This is a genomic window from Actinomadura sp. NPDC048032, assembly GCF_040653175.1.
GTDB lineage: Bacteria > Actinomycetota > Actinomycetes > Streptosporangiales > Streptosporangiaceae > Spirillospora > Spirillospora verrucosospora.
In genome coordinates this window covers 1-14,689 of record NZ_JBEZJP010000176.1, presented here as the reverse complement: position 1 = coordinate 14,689, position 14,689 = coordinate 1, and the positions used below count along the sequence as shown (strand labels likewise).

Below are 14,689 nucleotides of genomic sequence, written 5' to 3'. Positions count from 1 at the left end.
GGCCCGAAGGAGGAGGGCACCGCCATAAGACACAGCAGCGAGCCGCAAGGCGAGACGGAGCGATGCCAGCGATCGCCCGCTTTTATCGACGATGGAGGGCGCTCAGCGCCCGAAGGAGGAGAAAAAAGCAAATGAAACGCGGGAGACCGGGGTACGACCAGGCCACGGTTTTGCGGCGGGCCATCGAGCTCTTCAATCGGAAGGGCTACGAGGGGACCAGCATGGGGGACCTCGCTGAGGAGCTCGGGTTCAGCAAGTCGGCGATCTACCACCATGTGCCGGGCAAGACGCATCTGCTCGCGCTGGCCCTGGACGAGGCGCTCGACGAGTTGACGGCGGTGATCCGCGAGGCGCAGGACGAGTCGGCGGGCAGCGCGTACGAGCGGCTGCGGTCGGTGGTGCGGGAGAGCGTGCGGGTGCTGGTGGCGCACCAGCCGGCGGTGACGCTGCTGCTGCGGGTGCGGGGCAACAGCGAGGTGGAGCTGGCGGCGCTCCAGCGGCGGCGGTGGATCGACGCGCGGCTGGCGGAGCTGGTGCGCGCGGCGGCCGCGGAGGGGGCGGTGCGCGCGGACGTGCCGCCGGAGCTGGTGAGCCGGCTCCTGTTCGGGATGGTCAACTCGCTGGTCGAGTGGTACCGGCCGGGCGGCGAGGTGAGCGCCGGCGACCTGTCGGACGCCATCACCGCGATCGCGTTCGACGGGCTGGCCGCGCCGCCGTCCTGACGGGGTCAGGCGTCGAAGTCGACGGTGACGGCGGCGCTGACGGGGTGGGACTGGCAGGTGAGCACGAACCCGGCCTCGACCTCGGCGGGCTCCAGGGCGTAGTTGCGGACCATGTCGACCTCGCCTTCGGTGACGCGGGCGCGGCAGGTGCCGCAGACCCCTCCCTTGCAGGCGAACGGGAGATCGGCGCGGGTGGCCTGGGCGGCGTCCAGGACGCGCTGGTCGCGCGGCATCGGCGCGGTGCTCGACCGGCCGTCCAGCACGACGGTGACCTCGCTGGTCTCGCCGGTGGCGGCCGGGGCGTCGCGCCGCACCTCGGGGGGCGGCTCGTCGACGTAGAACAGCTCGACGTGCACCTTCTCGCGCGGGACGCCGAACTCGGCGAGGACGTCGCGGGCGCCGGTGACCATGGGCAGCGGGCCGCACAGCCAGACGTGGTCGACGTCGTCGACGGGCGTCACGGCGCCCAGCAGGCGGCGCAGGCGGCCGGCGTCGAGGCGGCCGGAGAACAGCTCGACGTCGCGGGGCTCGCGGCTCAGCACGTGGACGAGCTGGAACCGGGGGCCGTAGCGGTTCTTGAGGTCGCCGAGCTCCTCGGCGAACATCACGGTCCCGCTGGTGCGGTTGCCGTACAGCAGCCGCACCTCGGTGCCCGGGTTGGCGAGCACGGTGGCGGCGATGGAGATCATCGGGGTGATGCCGGAGCCCGCCGCGATCAGCAGGTGCCGTCCGGGCTCGGCGGGGTCGGCGCGCAGGCTGCCGGACGGGACCTGGACGTCGATCTCGGTGCCGGGGCGGACCTCCCGCACGAGCCAGGAGGAGAACATCCCGTCGGGGATCTCCCGGACGCCGATCCGGGGCCGGGCGCCCGCGGGGGCGCAGATCGAGTACGACCGGCGGTGCTCCCGCCCGTCGATCACCCGGCGCAGGGTGAGGCTCTGGCCGGCCGCGAACGCGTAGTCGCCGGCGAGCTCGGGCGGGACGTCGAACGTCACCGCGGCCGAGTCGTCGGTCAGCCGGTCGACCGCGGCGACCTTCAACGGGTGGAACGTCGCTGGCGCCACCGCTAGATCTCCTTCACGTGCTCGAACGGCTCAAGGCAGCCGGTGCAGCGGTACAGCGCCTTGCAGGAGGTCGAGCCGAACTCCGAGGTCAGCTCGACCGACGCCGATCCGCACCGCGGGCAGCGCAGCCTCCGGCGGGTCGGCGCCAGGCTGAGCGCGACGGGCCCGGAGGGCGCCGGGGCCGGGCCGGGCGGCGAGATCCCGGCGGCGGCGAGGGCGGCCCGGCCCCGCTCGCTGATCCAGTCGCTGGACCAGGGCGGGGACAGCTCGATCTCGACGCGCACCTCTGCGTATCCGGCGTCGGTGAGCCGGTGGACGAGGTCGTCGCGCATCGTGGCGAGCGCGGGGCAGCCCGAGTAGGTCGGGGTGATCGCCACGGTGACGGCGGAGCCGTGCTCCTCGACGCGGCGCAGCACGCCGAGGTCCTCCAGGGTCAGCATCGGCATCTCCGGGTCCCGGACGGACGCGGCGACGGCGCGGGCGGTTCCGGTCACGGCGGTCACCACCGTCCCAGGGGGTGGGCGCGGGCGACGACCTGCATCTCGGCCAGCATCCGGCTCAGCGCCTCGGTGTGGACGCCGTCGCGTCCGGCGCGCCCGCCGAGCATCCCCGTCTGCGGCACCTCGGGCCGCTCGACGCCGCTCGCGGTGAAGACCTGCGCCAGCACGGCGTCGGCGTCGCCGGCGGTGGCGGCGGGGTCCACGGCGACGCCCGCCTCGGCCAGCGCCCGCTCGACCGGGTGGGTGCGGAACAGCTCGTCGTGGTGGCGCCAGACCTCGTCGAGCCCGGCGAGGACGCGGCGGCGCGACTCCTCGGTGCCCTGGGCGAGGGTGAGGAACCACCGGCCGGCGAAGTCGCGGTGGTAGGTCAGCTCCTTGGCGCCCTTGGCCGCGACGGCGGCGAGGACGGCGTCGCGGCTGCCGGTGAGGCGCTCGAACAGGGCCAGCCGGGCGGTCGCGAACACCAGGACGCGGGCCATGGTGTGCCCGAAGTCGCCGTTCGGCAGCTCGGCGAGGCGCACGTTGCGGTAGGCACCGGCGTCGCGGAAGAACGCCAGCGCGTCCTCGGCCGGGACGGGTGAGCCCTCCGGCAACGCCGGGACGACCGACGGGTCGGCGGTGGCGGCGCGGGCGAGCAGCAGCCGCGCCTGGCCGAGCAGGTCCAGCGCGATGTTGGCGAGGGCGATGTCCTCTTCGAGGTCGGGCGCGTTGCCGCACCACTCGGAGAGCCGGTGCGACAGGACGAGGGCGTCGTCGCCGAGCATCAGGCAGTACGTCGCGAGCGCGTGCGGGTCGACGCCGTCGGGGACGGTCGTGTCGACGCCGGCCAGCGGGTCCTCGAAGTCGGTCCCGAAGGCCCACTGGGAGCTGTCGCCGTCCAGGAGCCCGTCGTAGACCGAGCCGTGCTGACTTTCCATGGCGGCCTTCACATGTGCGGGACGTTCTCGGGGATCTCGTAGAACGTCGGGTGCCGGTAGACCTTGTCGCCGCTGGGGGCGAACAGCGGGTCCTTCTCGTCCGGGCTGGAGGCGGTGATGGCGTCCGACCGCACCACCCAGATGCTGACGCCCTCGTTGCGGCGCGTGTACACGTCGCGCGCGTGCCGGACGGCCATCTCGTCGTCGGGGGCGTGCAGCGACCCGACGTGCACGTGGTTGAGGCCGCGCTTGCCGCGCACGAACACCTCGTAGAGCGGCCACTCGCTCATGTCCCGGCTCCTTCCTCGCTCCGGGCCGCCTGCTTGCGCGCGAAGGCGGTCGCGGCCTCGCGGACCCAGGCGCCGTCCTCGTGGGCCCGGCGGCGGTGCGCCAGCCGCTGGGCGTTGCAGGGCCCCTCGCCCTTGATCACGGCGGAGAGCTCCGACCAGTCGGGCTCGCCGAAGTCGTGGGCCTGGCGCTCCTCGTTCCACCGCAGGTCGGGGTCGGGGAGCGTGACACCCAGGGCCTCGGCCTGCGGGACGGTCATGTCGACGAAGCGCTGGCGCAGCTCGTCGTTACTGTTGCGCTTGATGCCCCACGCCATGGACCGCTCGGAGTTCGGCGAGTTCGCGTCGGGCGGGCCGAACATCATCAGCGAGGGCCACCAGAACCGGTCCACCGACTCCTGCACCATCCGCCGCTGCTCGTCGGTGCCGCGCATCATCGTCATCAGCAGCTCGTAGCCCTGCCGCTGGTGGAAGGACTCCTCCTTGCAGATGCGGATCATCGCGCGGCCGTAGGGACCGTAGGACGTCCGGCACAGCGGCACCTGGTTGCAGATCGCCGCGCCGTCCACCAGCCATCCGATCGTGCCGACGTCGGCGTAGGAGAGCGTGGGGTAGTTGAAGATCGAGGAGTACTTCTGCCGGCCGGTGAGCAGCATCTCGGTCAGCTCGGCGCGGGAGACGCCGAGGGTCTCGCACGCCGAGTACAGGTACAGGCCGTGCCCGGCCTCGTCCTGGACCTTGGCCAGCAGGATCGACTTGCGGCGCAGCGAGGGGGCGCGGGTGATCCAGTTGCCCTCCGGCTGCATCCCGATGATCTCCGAGTGCGCGTGCTGGGCGATCTGCCGGACCAGCGTCCGCCGGTAGGCGTCGGGCATCCAGTCGCGCGGCTCGATCCGGTCGTTGCGCGCGATCGTCGCCTCGAACTGCTCGGCGGGCGCCGGCTGGGGCGCGGCCTGCGGCGTCGTCATGGGCTCCTCCCGCTGGGGACCCGGCTGGACTCGGCCTATTAACTGACCGATCGGTCTGTATTCAGACTGACACAGGCCGCGCGAGCGTGCAAGAAGGGCGGCGCACCCACCCCGCGGCGCGACCGGGAGCTCAGTCGTCCCAGGCCTCCCACTGCGCTCCCCTGCCCCGCGCCTCGTCGAAGACCAGCCAGGTGCGGGTCGCCCGGACGCCGGGGATGTCCTGGATCTGCTCCAGCACCACGTGCCGGAGCGCCTCGTTGTCCGGGGCCCTGACCAGGGCCAGGACGTCGTAGTCGCCGCCGACCATCGCGAAGTGCTCGACGTAGGGGGTGTCCTGGAGCCGGGCGGAGACCGAGCGCCAGGAGTTCTGCTCGATCGTGACCGAGACGTAGGCGCTGGTGCCGAGGCCGGCCTTGTGCGGGGCGAGCTCGGCGGTGAAGCCGGTGATGACGCCCTCGTCCAGCAGCCGGGTGAGCCGCGCGTAGGCGTTGGCGCGCGAGACGTGCACGCGCTCGGCCAGCGCCCGCACCGAGAGCCGGCCGTCGCGCAGCAGCTCGGCGATGATCGCCCGGTCCACGGCGTCCAGCCGCGCGACAGAACGTCCGGGCCGGACGCCCTCCGCGCTCACGTCGGATGACATTTGGTGCCCCCATAGCCACTGAACGAGCCATTTGTCGCTCATTGTGCCCCATGTCTTGAGCAGATCGTCGACCGAGCGGACGATCGAACCGACAACCGTCCACAGGAAGGGAGCGGCGCCATGTCCGTGCGGACACCTCATCAGGAGGTCGAGGGCCTCCTCCCCTCCGCCGTCCCGGTGCGCTTCGTCGCCGAGGACGGGACGGACGCCGGGACGCCGGCCGGATACCGCGCCCCGGAGGACGGGACGCTGGTCGAGGCCTACCGGCGGATGGTGCTCGGCCGCCGGTTCGACCGGCAGGCGACCGCGCTGACCAAGCAGGGCCGGCTGGCCGTCTACCCGTCCAGCCGCGGGCAGGAGGCCTGCCAGATCGCCGGGGTGCTCGCGCTGCGCGAGGACGACTGGCTGTTCCCCACCTACCGCGACTCGGTGGCGCTGGTCGCCCGCGGCATGGACCCCGTCGAGGTGCTCACGCTGCTGCGCGGCGGCTGGCACTGCGGCTACGACCCGGCGGCCGTCCGCGTCGCGCCCCAGTGCACGCCGCTGGCCACCCAGACGATCCACGCCGTGGGCATGGCCGACGCCCTGCGCCGCAAGGGCGAGGACGGCGTGGTGATGGCGTTCGTCGGCGACGGCGGGACCAGCGAGGGCGACTTCCACGAGGCGCTCAACTACGCCGGTGTCCTGCGCGCGCCCGTGGTCTTCTTCGTCCAGAACAACAAGTACGCGATCTCGGTGCCGCTGGCCAAGCAGACCGCCGCGCCCGCCCTGGCCTACAAGGGGATCGGCTACGGCGTCCGGTCCGAGCAGGTCGACGGCAACGACCTCGTCGCGGTGCTGTCGGTCCTGACCGCCGCCGTCGAGCACGCCCGCTCCGGAGCCGGCCCCTTCCTGGTCGAGGCGCACACCTACCGCATGGACTCCCACACCAACGCCGACGACGCCTCCCGGTACCGCGAGGACGAGGAGGTCGCGCGGTGGGAGGCGGCCGACCCCCTCGCGCGGCTGGAGACCCACCTGCGCGGGCGGGGCCTGCTCTCGGAGGAGGACGTCGCGTCGGCCCGGGAGGCCGCCGAGGAGTACGCGGCGCGCCTGCGCGACCGGATGGCCGCCGACCCGGAGGCCGACCCGTTCGAGCTGTTCGACCACGTCTTCGCCGAACCCACGCCCCAGCTGCGCGAGCAGCGCGCCCTGCTGGCGTCCGAGATGCTCCCCGGGGAGGACTGACATGCCCGCGACGACGATGGCGCAGGCGCTGAACGCCGCGCTGCGGGACGCCCTGGCCGAGGACGAGCGGGTGCTGGTCTTCGGCGAGGACGTGGGGCCGCTCGGCGGGGTCTTCCGCATCACCGACGGGCTGACCCGGGACTTCGGCGAGGACCGCTGCTTCGACACCCCGCTGGCCGAGTCGGGGATCGTCGGCCTGGCCGTGGGCATGGCGATGGGCGGCTTCCGGCCCGTGGTGGAGATGCAGTTCGACGCCTTCGCCTACCCGGCCTTCGAGCAGATCGCCTCGCACGTCGCCAAGTTCCGCAACCGCACCCGCGGCCGCCTGTCGCTGCCGATGGTGATCCGCATCCCCTACGCGGGGGGCATCGGCGGCGTCGAGCACCACTGCGACTCCAGCGAGGCCTACTACGCCCACACGCCGGGCCTCAAGGTCGTCACGCCCGCCACCGCCGACGACGCGTACTGGCTGCTGCGCGACGCCGTCGCCGACCCGGACCCGGTCGTCTTCATGGAGCCGAAGCGGCTCTACTGGGCCAAGGGCGACGTCACCCGCGAGAACCGGCGCGCCCCCGGGTTCGGCCGGGCCGTGGTGCGCCGCGAGGGGCGGGACGCGACGCTGGTCGCCTACGGGCCGAGCGTCCCGGTGGCGCTGGAGGCCGCCGAGGCCGCCGCGCGGGAGGGACGCGACCTGGAGGTGGTGGACCTGCGCACCATCGTCCCGTTCGACGACGGGACCGTCGCCGCCTCGGTCCGCAAGACGGGCCGGTGCGTGGTCGTCCAGGAGGCCCAGGGCTTCGCGGGCGTGGGCGCGGAGATCGCGGCCCGCGTGCAGGAACGCTGCTTCCACTCGCTGGCCGCGCCGGTGCTGCGGGTCTCCGGGTTCGACATCCCCTACCCGCCGCCGAAGCTGGAGCACTCGCACCTGCCGGACGCCGACCGCGTCCTGGACGCCGTCGACCGGCTCCAGTTCGACGACGTCCCCGACGTCCTGCACCTGGACAGGGAGGCCTCGTGACCGCCGCCACCCGGCAGGTGTTCCGCCTGCCCGACCTCGGCGAGGGCCTCACCGAGGCCGAGATCGTCGAATGGAAGGTCGCCGCGGGCGACACCGTCGAGGTCGACCAGGTCGTGGTGGAGGTCGAGACCGCCAAGGCGGCGGTGGAGGTCCCCGTCCCCTTCGCGGGGACCGTGCTGAGGCTGGCCGCGGAGGCGGGCGCGATCCTCGCGGTCGGCGAGCCGCTGATCGAGGTCGGTCCCGCCGGCGGCGCCGGGACGGAACCCGCCGCGGACGTGCGTCCCGTCCCGGACGCGCACCCGGACGCCGCCCGCTACCGCGAGGAGGAGCAGGCCGGGTCCGGCAACGTGCTGATCGGCTACGGCACCGGGCACGGGCCGGGGCGGCGCGGACGCCGCCGCGCGGGCGGCCCTAAGGCCCCGGCGGCGGCCCCCGCTCCGGTGACCCCCGCTCCCGTGGCCCCCGCTCCGGCGCCCCGCCGCGCGGACGCCCCCCGCGTGATCTCCCCGCTCGTCCGCAGGATCGCGCGCGAGCACGGCCTCGACCTCGGCGCCGTCGCCCCCACCGGGCCGCGCGGCGTGATCCTGCGCCGCGACGTCGAGCAGGCCATCGCCGCCGCCGGCACTCCCGCCGAGACGGCCGCCGAGGCGGCCGCCCAAGCTCTGGCGCCCGCCGCCCGTCCCATGCCCGAGCGGATTCCGCTGCGCGGGCTCCGCCGCGCCGTGGCCGACAAGCTCACCCGCAGCCGCACCGAGATCCCCGACGCGACGACCTGGGTGGACGCCGACGCCACCGCCCTGGTCGAGGCCAAGGACGCGCTGCGCCGGTCCCGCCCCGAGCTCGGCATCGGGCTGCTGGCCCTGCTGGCCCGCATCTGCGTGGCCGCTCTGCGGGAGTTCCCCGAGCTGAACTCCTCGGTCGACGCCGACCGGCAGGAGATCGTCCGGTACGGGCACGTCAACCTCGGCTTCGCCGCGCAGACCGACCGCGGCCTCGTGGTGCCGGTCGTGCGGGACGCGCACCTGATGACGACCGCGCAGCTCGCCGCGGAGCTGGCCAGGCTCACCGGCCTGGCCCGCTCGGGCGGGCTGGCGCCCGAGTCCCTGACGGGCGGCACGTTCACCCTCAACAACTACGGCGTGTTCGGCGTGGACGGCTCCACCCCGATCATCAACCACCCCGAGGCGGCGCTGCTCGGCGTGGGCCGGATCATCGACCGCCCCTGGGTGGTGGACGGCGCGGTCGTGCCGCGCAAGATGACCCAGCTCTCGCTGACGTTCGACCACCGCGTCTGCGACGGCGGCGCGGCGGGCGGGTTCCTGCGGTTCGCGGCCGACTGCGTGGAGAACCCCGCCGTCCTGCTCACGAACCTGTGACGTCCGGCGGCGGGCGCCGGTAGGCGAAGCCGCCCCCGGCACCGTGGCCGGCGGCGGCGGTCAGGTCGCGCACCAGGTGGTGGTCGGGCGAGAGCGAGCAGGCGGGGTCGGTGCGGGCGGCGTCCCCGGTGAGGGCGTGCGCCTGGCAGCGGCAGCCGCCGAAGTCAGTGTCGCGGCGGGGGCACTCCCGGCACGGGCCGGTCATCCAGCCGGTCCCCCGGTAGGCGTTGAAGGCGGGCGAGTCCGCCCAGATCCATGCCAGCGGGTGGTCGCGGACGTTCGGCGCCTCCAGGTCCGGCAGCGCGTACGCGGCCGGGCACGGCAGCGCGGAGCCGTCCGGGCCGACCGTGAGGGAGCGCGCGCCCCATCCGCCCATGCAGGGCTTCGGGACGCCCCCGTAGTAGTCCGGCACCACCCAGACGATCTCGGGGCCGGGCCGTCCCCGGCGCTCGGCGACGGCGGCCTTAGCCCGGTCCAGCTGGTCGCGCGAGGGCAGCAGCGCCGCGCGGTTGCGCAGCGCCCAGCCGTAGAACTGGGCGTTGGCCAGCTCGATCCGGTCGGCGCCCCAGGCCGCGGCGAGGTCGAGGATCTCCGGGAGGCGGTCGAGGTTGTGCCGGTGCAGGACGACGTTCAGCCCGAACGGGAGCCCGGAGGCGGCGACGACCTCGGCGGCGCGTTCCTTGGCCCGGAAGGACGTCCGCCCGGCGATGAGCTCGGACGGCTCCGGGCGCGCGTCCTGGACGGACAGCTGCACGCCGTCCAGCCCGGCGCGGACCAGGCCGTCCAGCCGTCGCGCGGTCAGGCCGAGGCCGCTCGTGACGAGCTGGGTGTGGACGCCCGCGCGGTGCGCGGCCCGGGTGATCTCCGGGAGGTCGCGGCGCAGCAGCGGCTCGCCGCCGGACAGGTGCGCCTGGACGACCCCGAGAGCCGCCGCCTCGGTGAGGACGCGGGCCCAGTCGCCGGTGCCGAGCTCGGCGTCCCGCCGGACGAGGCCGAGGGGGTTGGAGCAGTAGGGGCAGTGCAGCGGGCAGGCGTGGGTGAGCTCGGCGAGCAGGGCCCACGGGGCGGGCGCACCGGTCATCGCAGCCACCCTTCCGCCCGCACGCGGTCGAGGAACTCGGGGACGTCGTCGCCGAGCGGCGCGTCCGGGAAGCTCTCGCCGAGCGCGGCGACGATGTCGTCGACCGTCCTCGCGCCGTCGCAGAGCCGCAGGACGCGGCCGCCGGTCGCGCTGAGCAGCACCGCCCGCTCGGGCATGAGCAGCAGGTCGGCGCCGCGGACCGCGTCGTGCCTGAGGACGACGGAGCGCGCGAGGGCCGGCCGCCACTCCCCCTCCGCCCGGTCAGCCGGCATCGGAGGGCTCCGCGGCGGCGGACGCGTGCTCGACGGCGTCCAGCAGCGACCAGAGGACGTCGCACTTGAAGGCGAGCGCGGCCAGCGCCGTCTCCTCGTCCTCGGGGGTGCGCGCCCACTCCCGGACGAGGGCGAGCGCCTCGGCGGAGTCGCGCCGCCCCTGCGGCACCCGCACGCGGAAGTAGCGCAGCCCCTCGGGCTCGACCCACGGGTAGTGGCGCTCGAAGGCGCCGATCCTGGTCGCCATCAGCTCGGGCGCGAACAGCTCGGTCAGCGAGGACGCGACGGCCTCCAGGCGCGAGCCGTCGCGGCAGAAGCCCACGTAGGCGTCGACCGCGAACCGGACGCCCGGCAGGACGCCCTCGCCGGACAGGAGCACCCGCCGGTCCAGCCCGACGGCCTCCCCGAGGCGCAGCCACCACTCGGCGCCGCCGTCCTCGCCGGGGCGGCCGTCATGGTCGTGGATGCGGCGGATCCAGCTCCGCCGCAGGTCGCCGGTGCCGAGCTTGGCGAGGACGTACGCGTCCTTCACCGGGATGCGGCGCTGGTAGTGGAACCGGTTGAGCACCCAGCGGCGCAGCTCGTCCGGGGAGAGCAGGCCCTCGTGCATGCGGACGTTGAACGGGTGCCGGTGGTGGTAGCGCTCGGCGGCGAGCGCGCGGAGCCGGTCCTCGAGGTTCACAGTTCGATCACCGCGCCCTCCGCGGCGACCTCGATGCCGAGGGCGGCCAGCGCGCGGTGCCCGTCCGCGTTCGGGTCGACCAGCGGGTTGGTGTTGTTCAGGTGGGTGTAGAGGCGGCGCGCGGCGGGCAGCTCGGCGAACGGGCCGCGCGTGGCGGTGATGGGCAGGTGCCCCATCTCCGTCGCGGTCCGGTCGCGGACGCCGGAGCGCCGGGGTTCCTCGTCGTCCCAGAAGGTGCCGTCGAGGAGCACGCAGCCGGCCCCGCTCAGCGCGGCGTCGAGCGCGGGGGGCCAGGCGGCCAGGCAGGGCGCGTAGACGACGGTCCCGCCGTCCCGTCCGTCGGTGACGCGCAGCGCCGCCGACCACGCGTCGCCGGGGGCGTCGAGGCCGGCGGCGTAGCGGGGCCGCTTCCCCGAGACGCGGACGGCCCGCACCTCCAGCGCGCCGAAGACGGCGGGCTCCACCTCCCCGAGCTCCGCCCACGTCAGGTTCGCGTAGGGGGCGAGGACGGCGTCGAGCCGGAGGCCGCCGGAGAGGGCGTGCCGGACCGCGCCCGTGGCGAGGACGTGCAGGTCCGGCGCCTCCCGCAGCAGGGGGAGCCCGAGGACGTGGTCGAGCTCGGCGTCGGTGAGGGCCACGCCCGCCACCGGGCTGCGCCGCGACCCCGGCTCCGGGCGCAGCTCGGCGACGGCCCCGATCTGCTCGGCGACGTCGGGCGTCGCGTTGACCAGAAGCCACCGCCCGCCGCCCGCTTCGACCGCGACACAGGCGTGCCGGCGGCGCAGCGCGGGACGGGCGCGGGCGGCGGCGCACCCCGTGCATCCGCAGTTCCACTGGGGAACGCCGCCGCCCGCCGCGGTGCCGAGAATCCGCAACCGCATATGAGCCGTTCTCAGCTTTCGGCGGTGAAATACGCCGTGACCTCCAGCGAGGTCTCGATGATCTCGTAGTCGGGCCTGACCCAGCGGGTCTCCCGGTCCTGGGAGCCGGTCATGGCCTCTCCTTTCGCTCGGTGACGAACCGTCCGAGGCGATCACCCGAGGGCCATTGAAGCACAATTCCCCGACTTTCTACAGAAAGCCAGTTAGACCCGTATGTCCCTCCATAACACGGCAGATCTTCATGTTTTCCGGCGGACCATGAATGCCATTCACCTATTCTCGCGATGGCCGGTTCGGCGGTCAAAGTCCCCGGACGGCGGCGACGGTGAAGGGGATCTCCGGGGTGCCCTCGCCGAGCGGGCCGCCCTTGTCGAACTGCGAGCGGACGACGTAGAGGGTCCCGTGGCGGCGGACGAGCGTCGTCGGCACCTGGAGGGACGGGTCCGCGAGCGTGCGCTCGAGGCGGGCCCGCGTCCCGTCGGGCGCGACGCGCCAGCGGGTGAGGACGTTGTCGACGTTGTTCGCCGTCCAGAGGCGTCCCTCCTGGAGTTCGAGGCCGTCGGCGTTGCGCATGTCGCCGCCGCTGAGCGCGACCTTGCGGATGGCGCCGGTCGCGAGGTCGAGCCGGTAGAGGTCGCCGCCGAGCATGTCGTCGGTCAGCAGGAACCGCCCGGTGGGGTCGGCGACGATCCCGTTCAGGGTGAAGTCGGCCGGCTCGTGCGGTTCGAGGACGTCGCTCAGGTCGAAGCGCGGCGAAAGCGTCCCCGTCCCGCCGCGGGCGGCGTCCAGATCCCGCGGCGTGACCTCGTAGACGACGGCGCGGGAACTGTCCGTCAGGTAGACGGCGCCGTCGGGGGCGACGGCGAGGTCGTTGACGAACCGGGCGCCGTCGCCGGGAACGACGAAGCGCGCCAGGAGGGCGCGGCTCCGGGCGTCGTAGACCGCGACGCCGGACGAGGAGTCGGTCACCCACAGCCGTCCGGCCCGGTCGGTCTTCAGGCCGTTGGCGGTGCGGCGGCCGTCGGCGCCCGCGGGCAGGAACACCTCGGCCGTCCGGTGGCCCGGACGCATGCGGTAGACCGTGCCGTCCTTCCAGGACCCGGCGTACATCGTCCCGGTGCGCGGGTCCGCGGCGATGCCCTCCGGGTACACGCGGTCGCCCGGCAGGACGTAGGCCGCGGAGATCCGCGACGCGGCCGCGGACGCGGGCGCCGCGGAGACGGCGAGGGAGGCGGCGGCGAGGCCCGCCACGGCCGCCGCGGTGGAGCGCTGGATGCGCGACATGACTCTCCATTCGAGATGCATCATTAGTACGCGCACATACGATAGTTAGAACTCTAATGCTCGTCAACGGTCTTCTCTTCAGGGGCTCGGTACCATGCGGGAATGACCTCGTTGCCCGTCTCGGAGCGGCTCGGCTCGCACCTCAAGCGCGCCGAGCAGGCGCTCAACGGCGCCAAGCAGGCGGCGCTGAAGCCGAGCGGGCTCACGAGCCCGCAGTACGCCGCCCTGCTGCACCTCGCCGACAACCCGGGCATGTCGGCCGCCGCGCTGGCCCGCAAGTGCGCCGTCACCCCGCCGACGATGAACACCGTCCTGAAGAACCTCCAGGAGCGGGGGCTGATCGAGCGCACCCCGCACGAGTGGCACCGCAACATCCTGGAGACGCGGCTCACCGCCGAGGGCACGGCCGTCCTGGAGGACGCTGACGCCCGCGCCGTCAAGGTCGAGCGCGGGCTCGCCGCCGAGTTCACCGACGCCGAGCGGCAGGCGCTCATCGACCTGCTCGGCCGGTGCGTCGGCTTCCTGGAAGCCGCCCGGTCCGCGCCCGGCGGCTGAGACACTCCCTACGGAACGGGACGAACGCCGCGAGCACCGGAGGAGCCATGGGCGACGGGGTCCAGCACGACAGGTCGGGCCAGCTCAAGCAGATCGAGAGCGGGCTGCTGCCCGGCGAGCAGATCATCGCCGTCTACGACGCGATCGGCGCCGGCACCGGGTTCATCGGGCTCACCGACCGCCGGGTCATCGTCCAGGACCGCAGCTTCGCCGGCAAGAAGTACGCCATCACCAGCGTGCCCTACTCCCGCATCACCTCGGTGAGCGTGGTCAGCAACAAGTCGTGGGCCGGGTCCTACTTCTCCACCGGCTCGATCGCGATCAACGTCGGGACCCACACCTACGAGGTCGAGTTCCGCGGTGCCGACAAGAGCCACCACGTGCACAACGTGATCCTGCAGTACATCTCCGCCTGACCGGCGCCCGGAGCCTCCGGCGCGTCAGACGACGACCGCGGCGGTGGAGCCGGCGCGGTCCTTGGTGACGCGGAGCTGGGCCGGGATGCGGGCCCGCAGCTCGGCGACGTGGCTGACGATGCCGACCGCGCGGCCGCCGTCGCGCAGGCCGTCCAGGACGTCCATCACCTCGTCGAGGGTCTCCTCGTCGAGCGTGCCGAACCCCTCGTCGACGAACAGGGTGCCGATCTCGGTGCCGCCCGCCTCGGCGGTGACGACGTCGGCGAGGCCCAGGGCCAGCGCCAGCGAGCTGATGAACGACTCGCCCCCCGACAGGGTGACCGGGTCGCGCGTCAGGCCCGTCCAGGAGTCGGCGACGCGCAGGCCGAGCCCCCCGGCGCCCTTGGTGCGGTCGCCCGCCGCCTTCTCCGTGGTGTGGACGAGGGCGTAGCGCCCCCCGGACATGCGGTGCAGCCGCTCGTTCGCGGCGGCGACGACCTGTTCGAGGCGGGCGGCCAGCACGTACGCCGACAGCGACATGGCGTGCCGGTTCGCGGCGTGCTTGCCCGAGGCGAGCCCCGCCACGCGCTCGGCGACCTCGTGCCGCCCGGCGGCGGGGCGCCACGCGCCGACGGCGGCGGCGAGGTCCCTGCGCAGCTCGGCCAGCCGCTCGCAGCGGTGCCGCGCGCGGTCGGCGGCGTTCGCGGCCGCGGTGTGCGCCGCGTCCGCCGCAGCCACCGCCGCCTCCAGGGCGGGCAGGTCGGGCCGCCGCCAGGACGTGTCCGAGGCCGTCTGGCGCGTCCTGGCGGGCCGCGGCTTC

At 74.1% G+C, this 14,689-nt stretch carries 19 protein-coding genes; 6 read left to right on the top strand and 13 right to left on the bottom strand.

Features of this window, described 5'->3' with window-relative positions:
- The first annotated feature begins 131 nt into the window (after nucleotides 1-131).
- Nucleotides 132-722: a TetR/AcrR family transcriptional regulator gene (locus AB0C69_RS22570; RefSeq protein ID WP_360356535.1), complete on the top strand. Its 591-nt coding sequence runs from the start codon at nucleotides 132-134 to the stop codon at nucleotides 720-722.
- 5 nt (nucleotides 723-727) lie between these two features.
- On the opposite strand, the gene paaE is transcribed toward AB0C69_RS22570, so the two are convergent.
- The 6 genes from paaE to AB0C69_RS22540 form a co-directional block, all read right to left on the bottom strand.
- Nucleotides 728-1,786, bottom strand: coding sequence for a 1,2-phenylacetyl-CoA epoxidase subunit PaaE (paaE, locus tag AB0C69_RS22565; protein WP_360356532.1), 1,059 nt, complete (start codon nucleotides 1,784-1,786; stop codon nucleotides 728-730).
- 2 nt (nucleotides 1,787-1,788) lie between these two features.
- Nucleotides 1,789-2,280, bottom strand: a complete 492-nt coding sequence (paaD, locus tag AB0C69_RS22560; protein WP_360356529.1) for a 1,2-phenylacetyl-CoA epoxidase subunit PaaD — start codon at nucleotides 2,278-2,280, stop codon at nucleotides 1,789-1,791.
- A 5-nt stretch (nucleotides 2,281-2,285) separates the two neighbouring features.
- On the bottom strand, nucleotides 2,286-3,203 hold the full coding sequence (paaC, locus tag AB0C69_RS22555; RefSeq protein WP_360356526.1) for a 1,2-phenylacetyl-CoA epoxidase subunit PaaC: 918 nt from the start codon (nucleotides 3,201-3,203) through the stop codon (nucleotides 2,286-2,288).
- 8 nt (nucleotides 3,204-3,211) lie between these two features.
- Nucleotides 3,212-3,493 carry a 1,2-phenylacetyl-CoA epoxidase subunit PaaB gene (gene paaB, locus AB0C69_RS22550; protein WP_089315753.1) on the bottom strand — a complete coding sequence of 94 codons (282 nt, stop codon included), beginning with the start codon at nucleotides 3,491-3,493 and terminating at the stop codon, nucleotides 3,212-3,214.
- A complete protein-coding gene (gene paaA, locus AB0C69_RS22545) occupies nucleotides 3,490-4,458 on the bottom strand; it encodes a 1,2-phenylacetyl-CoA epoxidase subunit PaaA (protein WP_345182222.1) in 969 nt (322 codons plus the stop codon). The genes paaB and paaA overlap by 4 nt, the downstream gene beginning before the upstream one ends.
- Nucleotides 4,459-4,588: 130 nt before the next feature.
- On the bottom strand, nucleotides 4,589-5,098 hold the full coding sequence (locus AB0C69_RS22540) for an Lrp/AsnC family transcriptional regulator (RefSeq protein ID WP_360356522.1): 510 nt from the start codon (nucleotides 5,096-5,098) through the stop codon (nucleotides 4,589-4,591).
- 120 nt (nucleotides 5,099-5,218) lie between these two features.
- On the opposite strand from AB0C69_RS22540, the gene pdhA reads away from it, so the two are divergent.
- Genes pdhA through AB0C69_RS22525 form a run of 3 tightly spaced genes read left to right on the top strand, consistent with a single transcriptional unit; the run spans nucleotide 5,219 to nucleotide 8,719 of the window.
- Nucleotides 5,219-6,325, top strand: a complete 1,107-nt coding sequence (gene pdhA, locus AB0C69_RS22535) for a pyruvate dehydrogenase (acetyl-transferring) E1 component subunit alpha (protein ID WP_360356519.1) — start codon at nucleotides 5,219-5,221, stop codon at nucleotides 6,323-6,325.
- A gap of 1 nt (nucleotide 6,326) precedes the next feature.
- Nucleotides 6,327-7,343, top strand: coding sequence for a transketolase C-terminal domain-containing protein (locus AB0C69_RS22530; RefSeq protein WP_353835211.1), 1,017 nt, complete (start codon nucleotides 6,327-6,329; stop codon nucleotides 7,341-7,343).
- Complete coding sequence (locus tag AB0C69_RS22525) at nucleotides 7,340-8,719, top strand: dihydrolipoamide acetyltransferase family protein (protein ID WP_360356517.1); 1,380 nt, start codon at nucleotides 7,340-7,342, stop codon at nucleotides 8,717-8,719. Before AB0C69_RS22530 ends, AB0C69_RS22525 begins: the two co-directional genes overlap by 4 nt.
- On the opposite strand, the gene pqqE is transcribed toward AB0C69_RS22525, so the two are convergent.
- The 6 genes from pqqE to AB0C69_RS22495 all read right to left on the bottom strand — a co-directional run bounded on the left by pqqE (nucleotide 8,706) and on the right by AB0C69_RS22495 (nucleotide 12,919).
- Nucleotides 8,706-9,800 carry a pyrroloquinoline quinone biosynthesis protein PqqE gene (gene pqqE / locus AB0C69_RS22520; protein ID WP_360356515.1) on the bottom strand — a complete coding sequence of 365 codons (1,095 nt, stop codon included), beginning with the start codon at nucleotides 9,798-9,800 and terminating at the stop codon, nucleotides 8,706-8,708. The genes AB0C69_RS22525 and pqqE overlap by 14 nt on opposite strands.
- Nucleotides 9,797-10,072 carry a pyrroloquinoline quinone biosynthesis peptide chaperone PqqD gene (pqqD, locus tag AB0C69_RS22515; RefSeq protein ID WP_360356512.1) on the bottom strand — a complete coding sequence of 92 codons (276 nt, stop codon included), beginning with the start codon at nucleotides 10,070-10,072 and terminating at the stop codon, nucleotides 9,797-9,799. Before pqqD ends, pqqE begins: the two co-directional genes overlap by 4 nt.
- Nucleotides 10,062-10,754, bottom strand: coding sequence for a pyrroloquinoline-quinone synthase PqqC (gene pqqC, locus AB0C69_RS22510; protein ID WP_360356510.1), 693 nt, complete (start codon nucleotides 10,752-10,754; stop codon nucleotides 10,062-10,064). Before pqqC ends, pqqD begins: the two co-directional genes overlap by 11 nt.
- Nucleotides 10,751-11,635 carry an MBL fold metallo-hydrolase gene (locus AB0C69_RS22505; RefSeq protein ID WP_360356508.1) on the bottom strand — a complete coding sequence of 295 codons (885 nt, stop codon included), beginning with the start codon at nucleotides 11,633-11,635 and terminating at the stop codon, nucleotides 10,751-10,753. The genes pqqC and AB0C69_RS22505 overlap by 4 nt, the downstream gene beginning before the upstream one ends.
- An 11-nt stretch (nucleotides 11,636-11,646) precedes the next feature.
- On the bottom strand, nucleotides 11,647-11,748 hold the full coding sequence (gene pqqA / locus AB0C69_RS22500) for a pyrroloquinoline quinone precursor peptide PqqA (RefSeq protein ID WP_345182202.1): 102 nt from the start codon (nucleotides 11,746-11,748) through the stop codon (nucleotides 11,647-11,649).
- 187 nt (nucleotides 11,749-11,935) lie between these two features.
- The gene (locus AB0C69_RS22495; RefSeq protein WP_360356506.1) at nucleotides 11,936-12,919 is read right to left on the bottom strand and encodes an SMP-30/gluconolactonase/LRE family protein; all 984 of its coding nucleotides are present in this window, start codon (nucleotides 12,917-12,919) and stop codon (nucleotides 11,936-11,938) included.
- A gap of 102 nt (nucleotides 12,920-13,021) precedes the next feature.
- Here AB0C69_RS22495 and AB0C69_RS22490 point away from each other — a divergent pair, with 102 nt between their 5' ends.
- Together AB0C69_RS22490 and AB0C69_RS22485 are read left to right on the top strand one after the other, a co-directional pair.
- Entirely contained in the window at nucleotides 13,022-13,474 is a 453-nt protein-coding gene (locus tag AB0C69_RS22490; protein WP_345182197.1) for a MarR family transcriptional regulator, read from the top strand.
- Between the two features lie 47 nt (nucleotides 13,475-13,521).
- Nucleotides 13,522-13,890: a PH domain-containing protein gene (locus tag AB0C69_RS22485; protein ID WP_345182195.1), complete on the top strand. Its 369-nt coding sequence runs from the start codon at nucleotides 13,522-13,524 to the stop codon at nucleotides 13,888-13,890.
- 24 nt (nucleotides 13,891-13,914) lie between these two features.
- Here AB0C69_RS22485 and AB0C69_RS22480 read toward each other — a convergent pair.
- The coding region (locus AB0C69_RS22480) for an SMC family ATPase (RefSeq protein WP_360356503.1) at nucleotides 13,915-14,689 on the bottom strand (775 nt) is incomplete at its 5' end.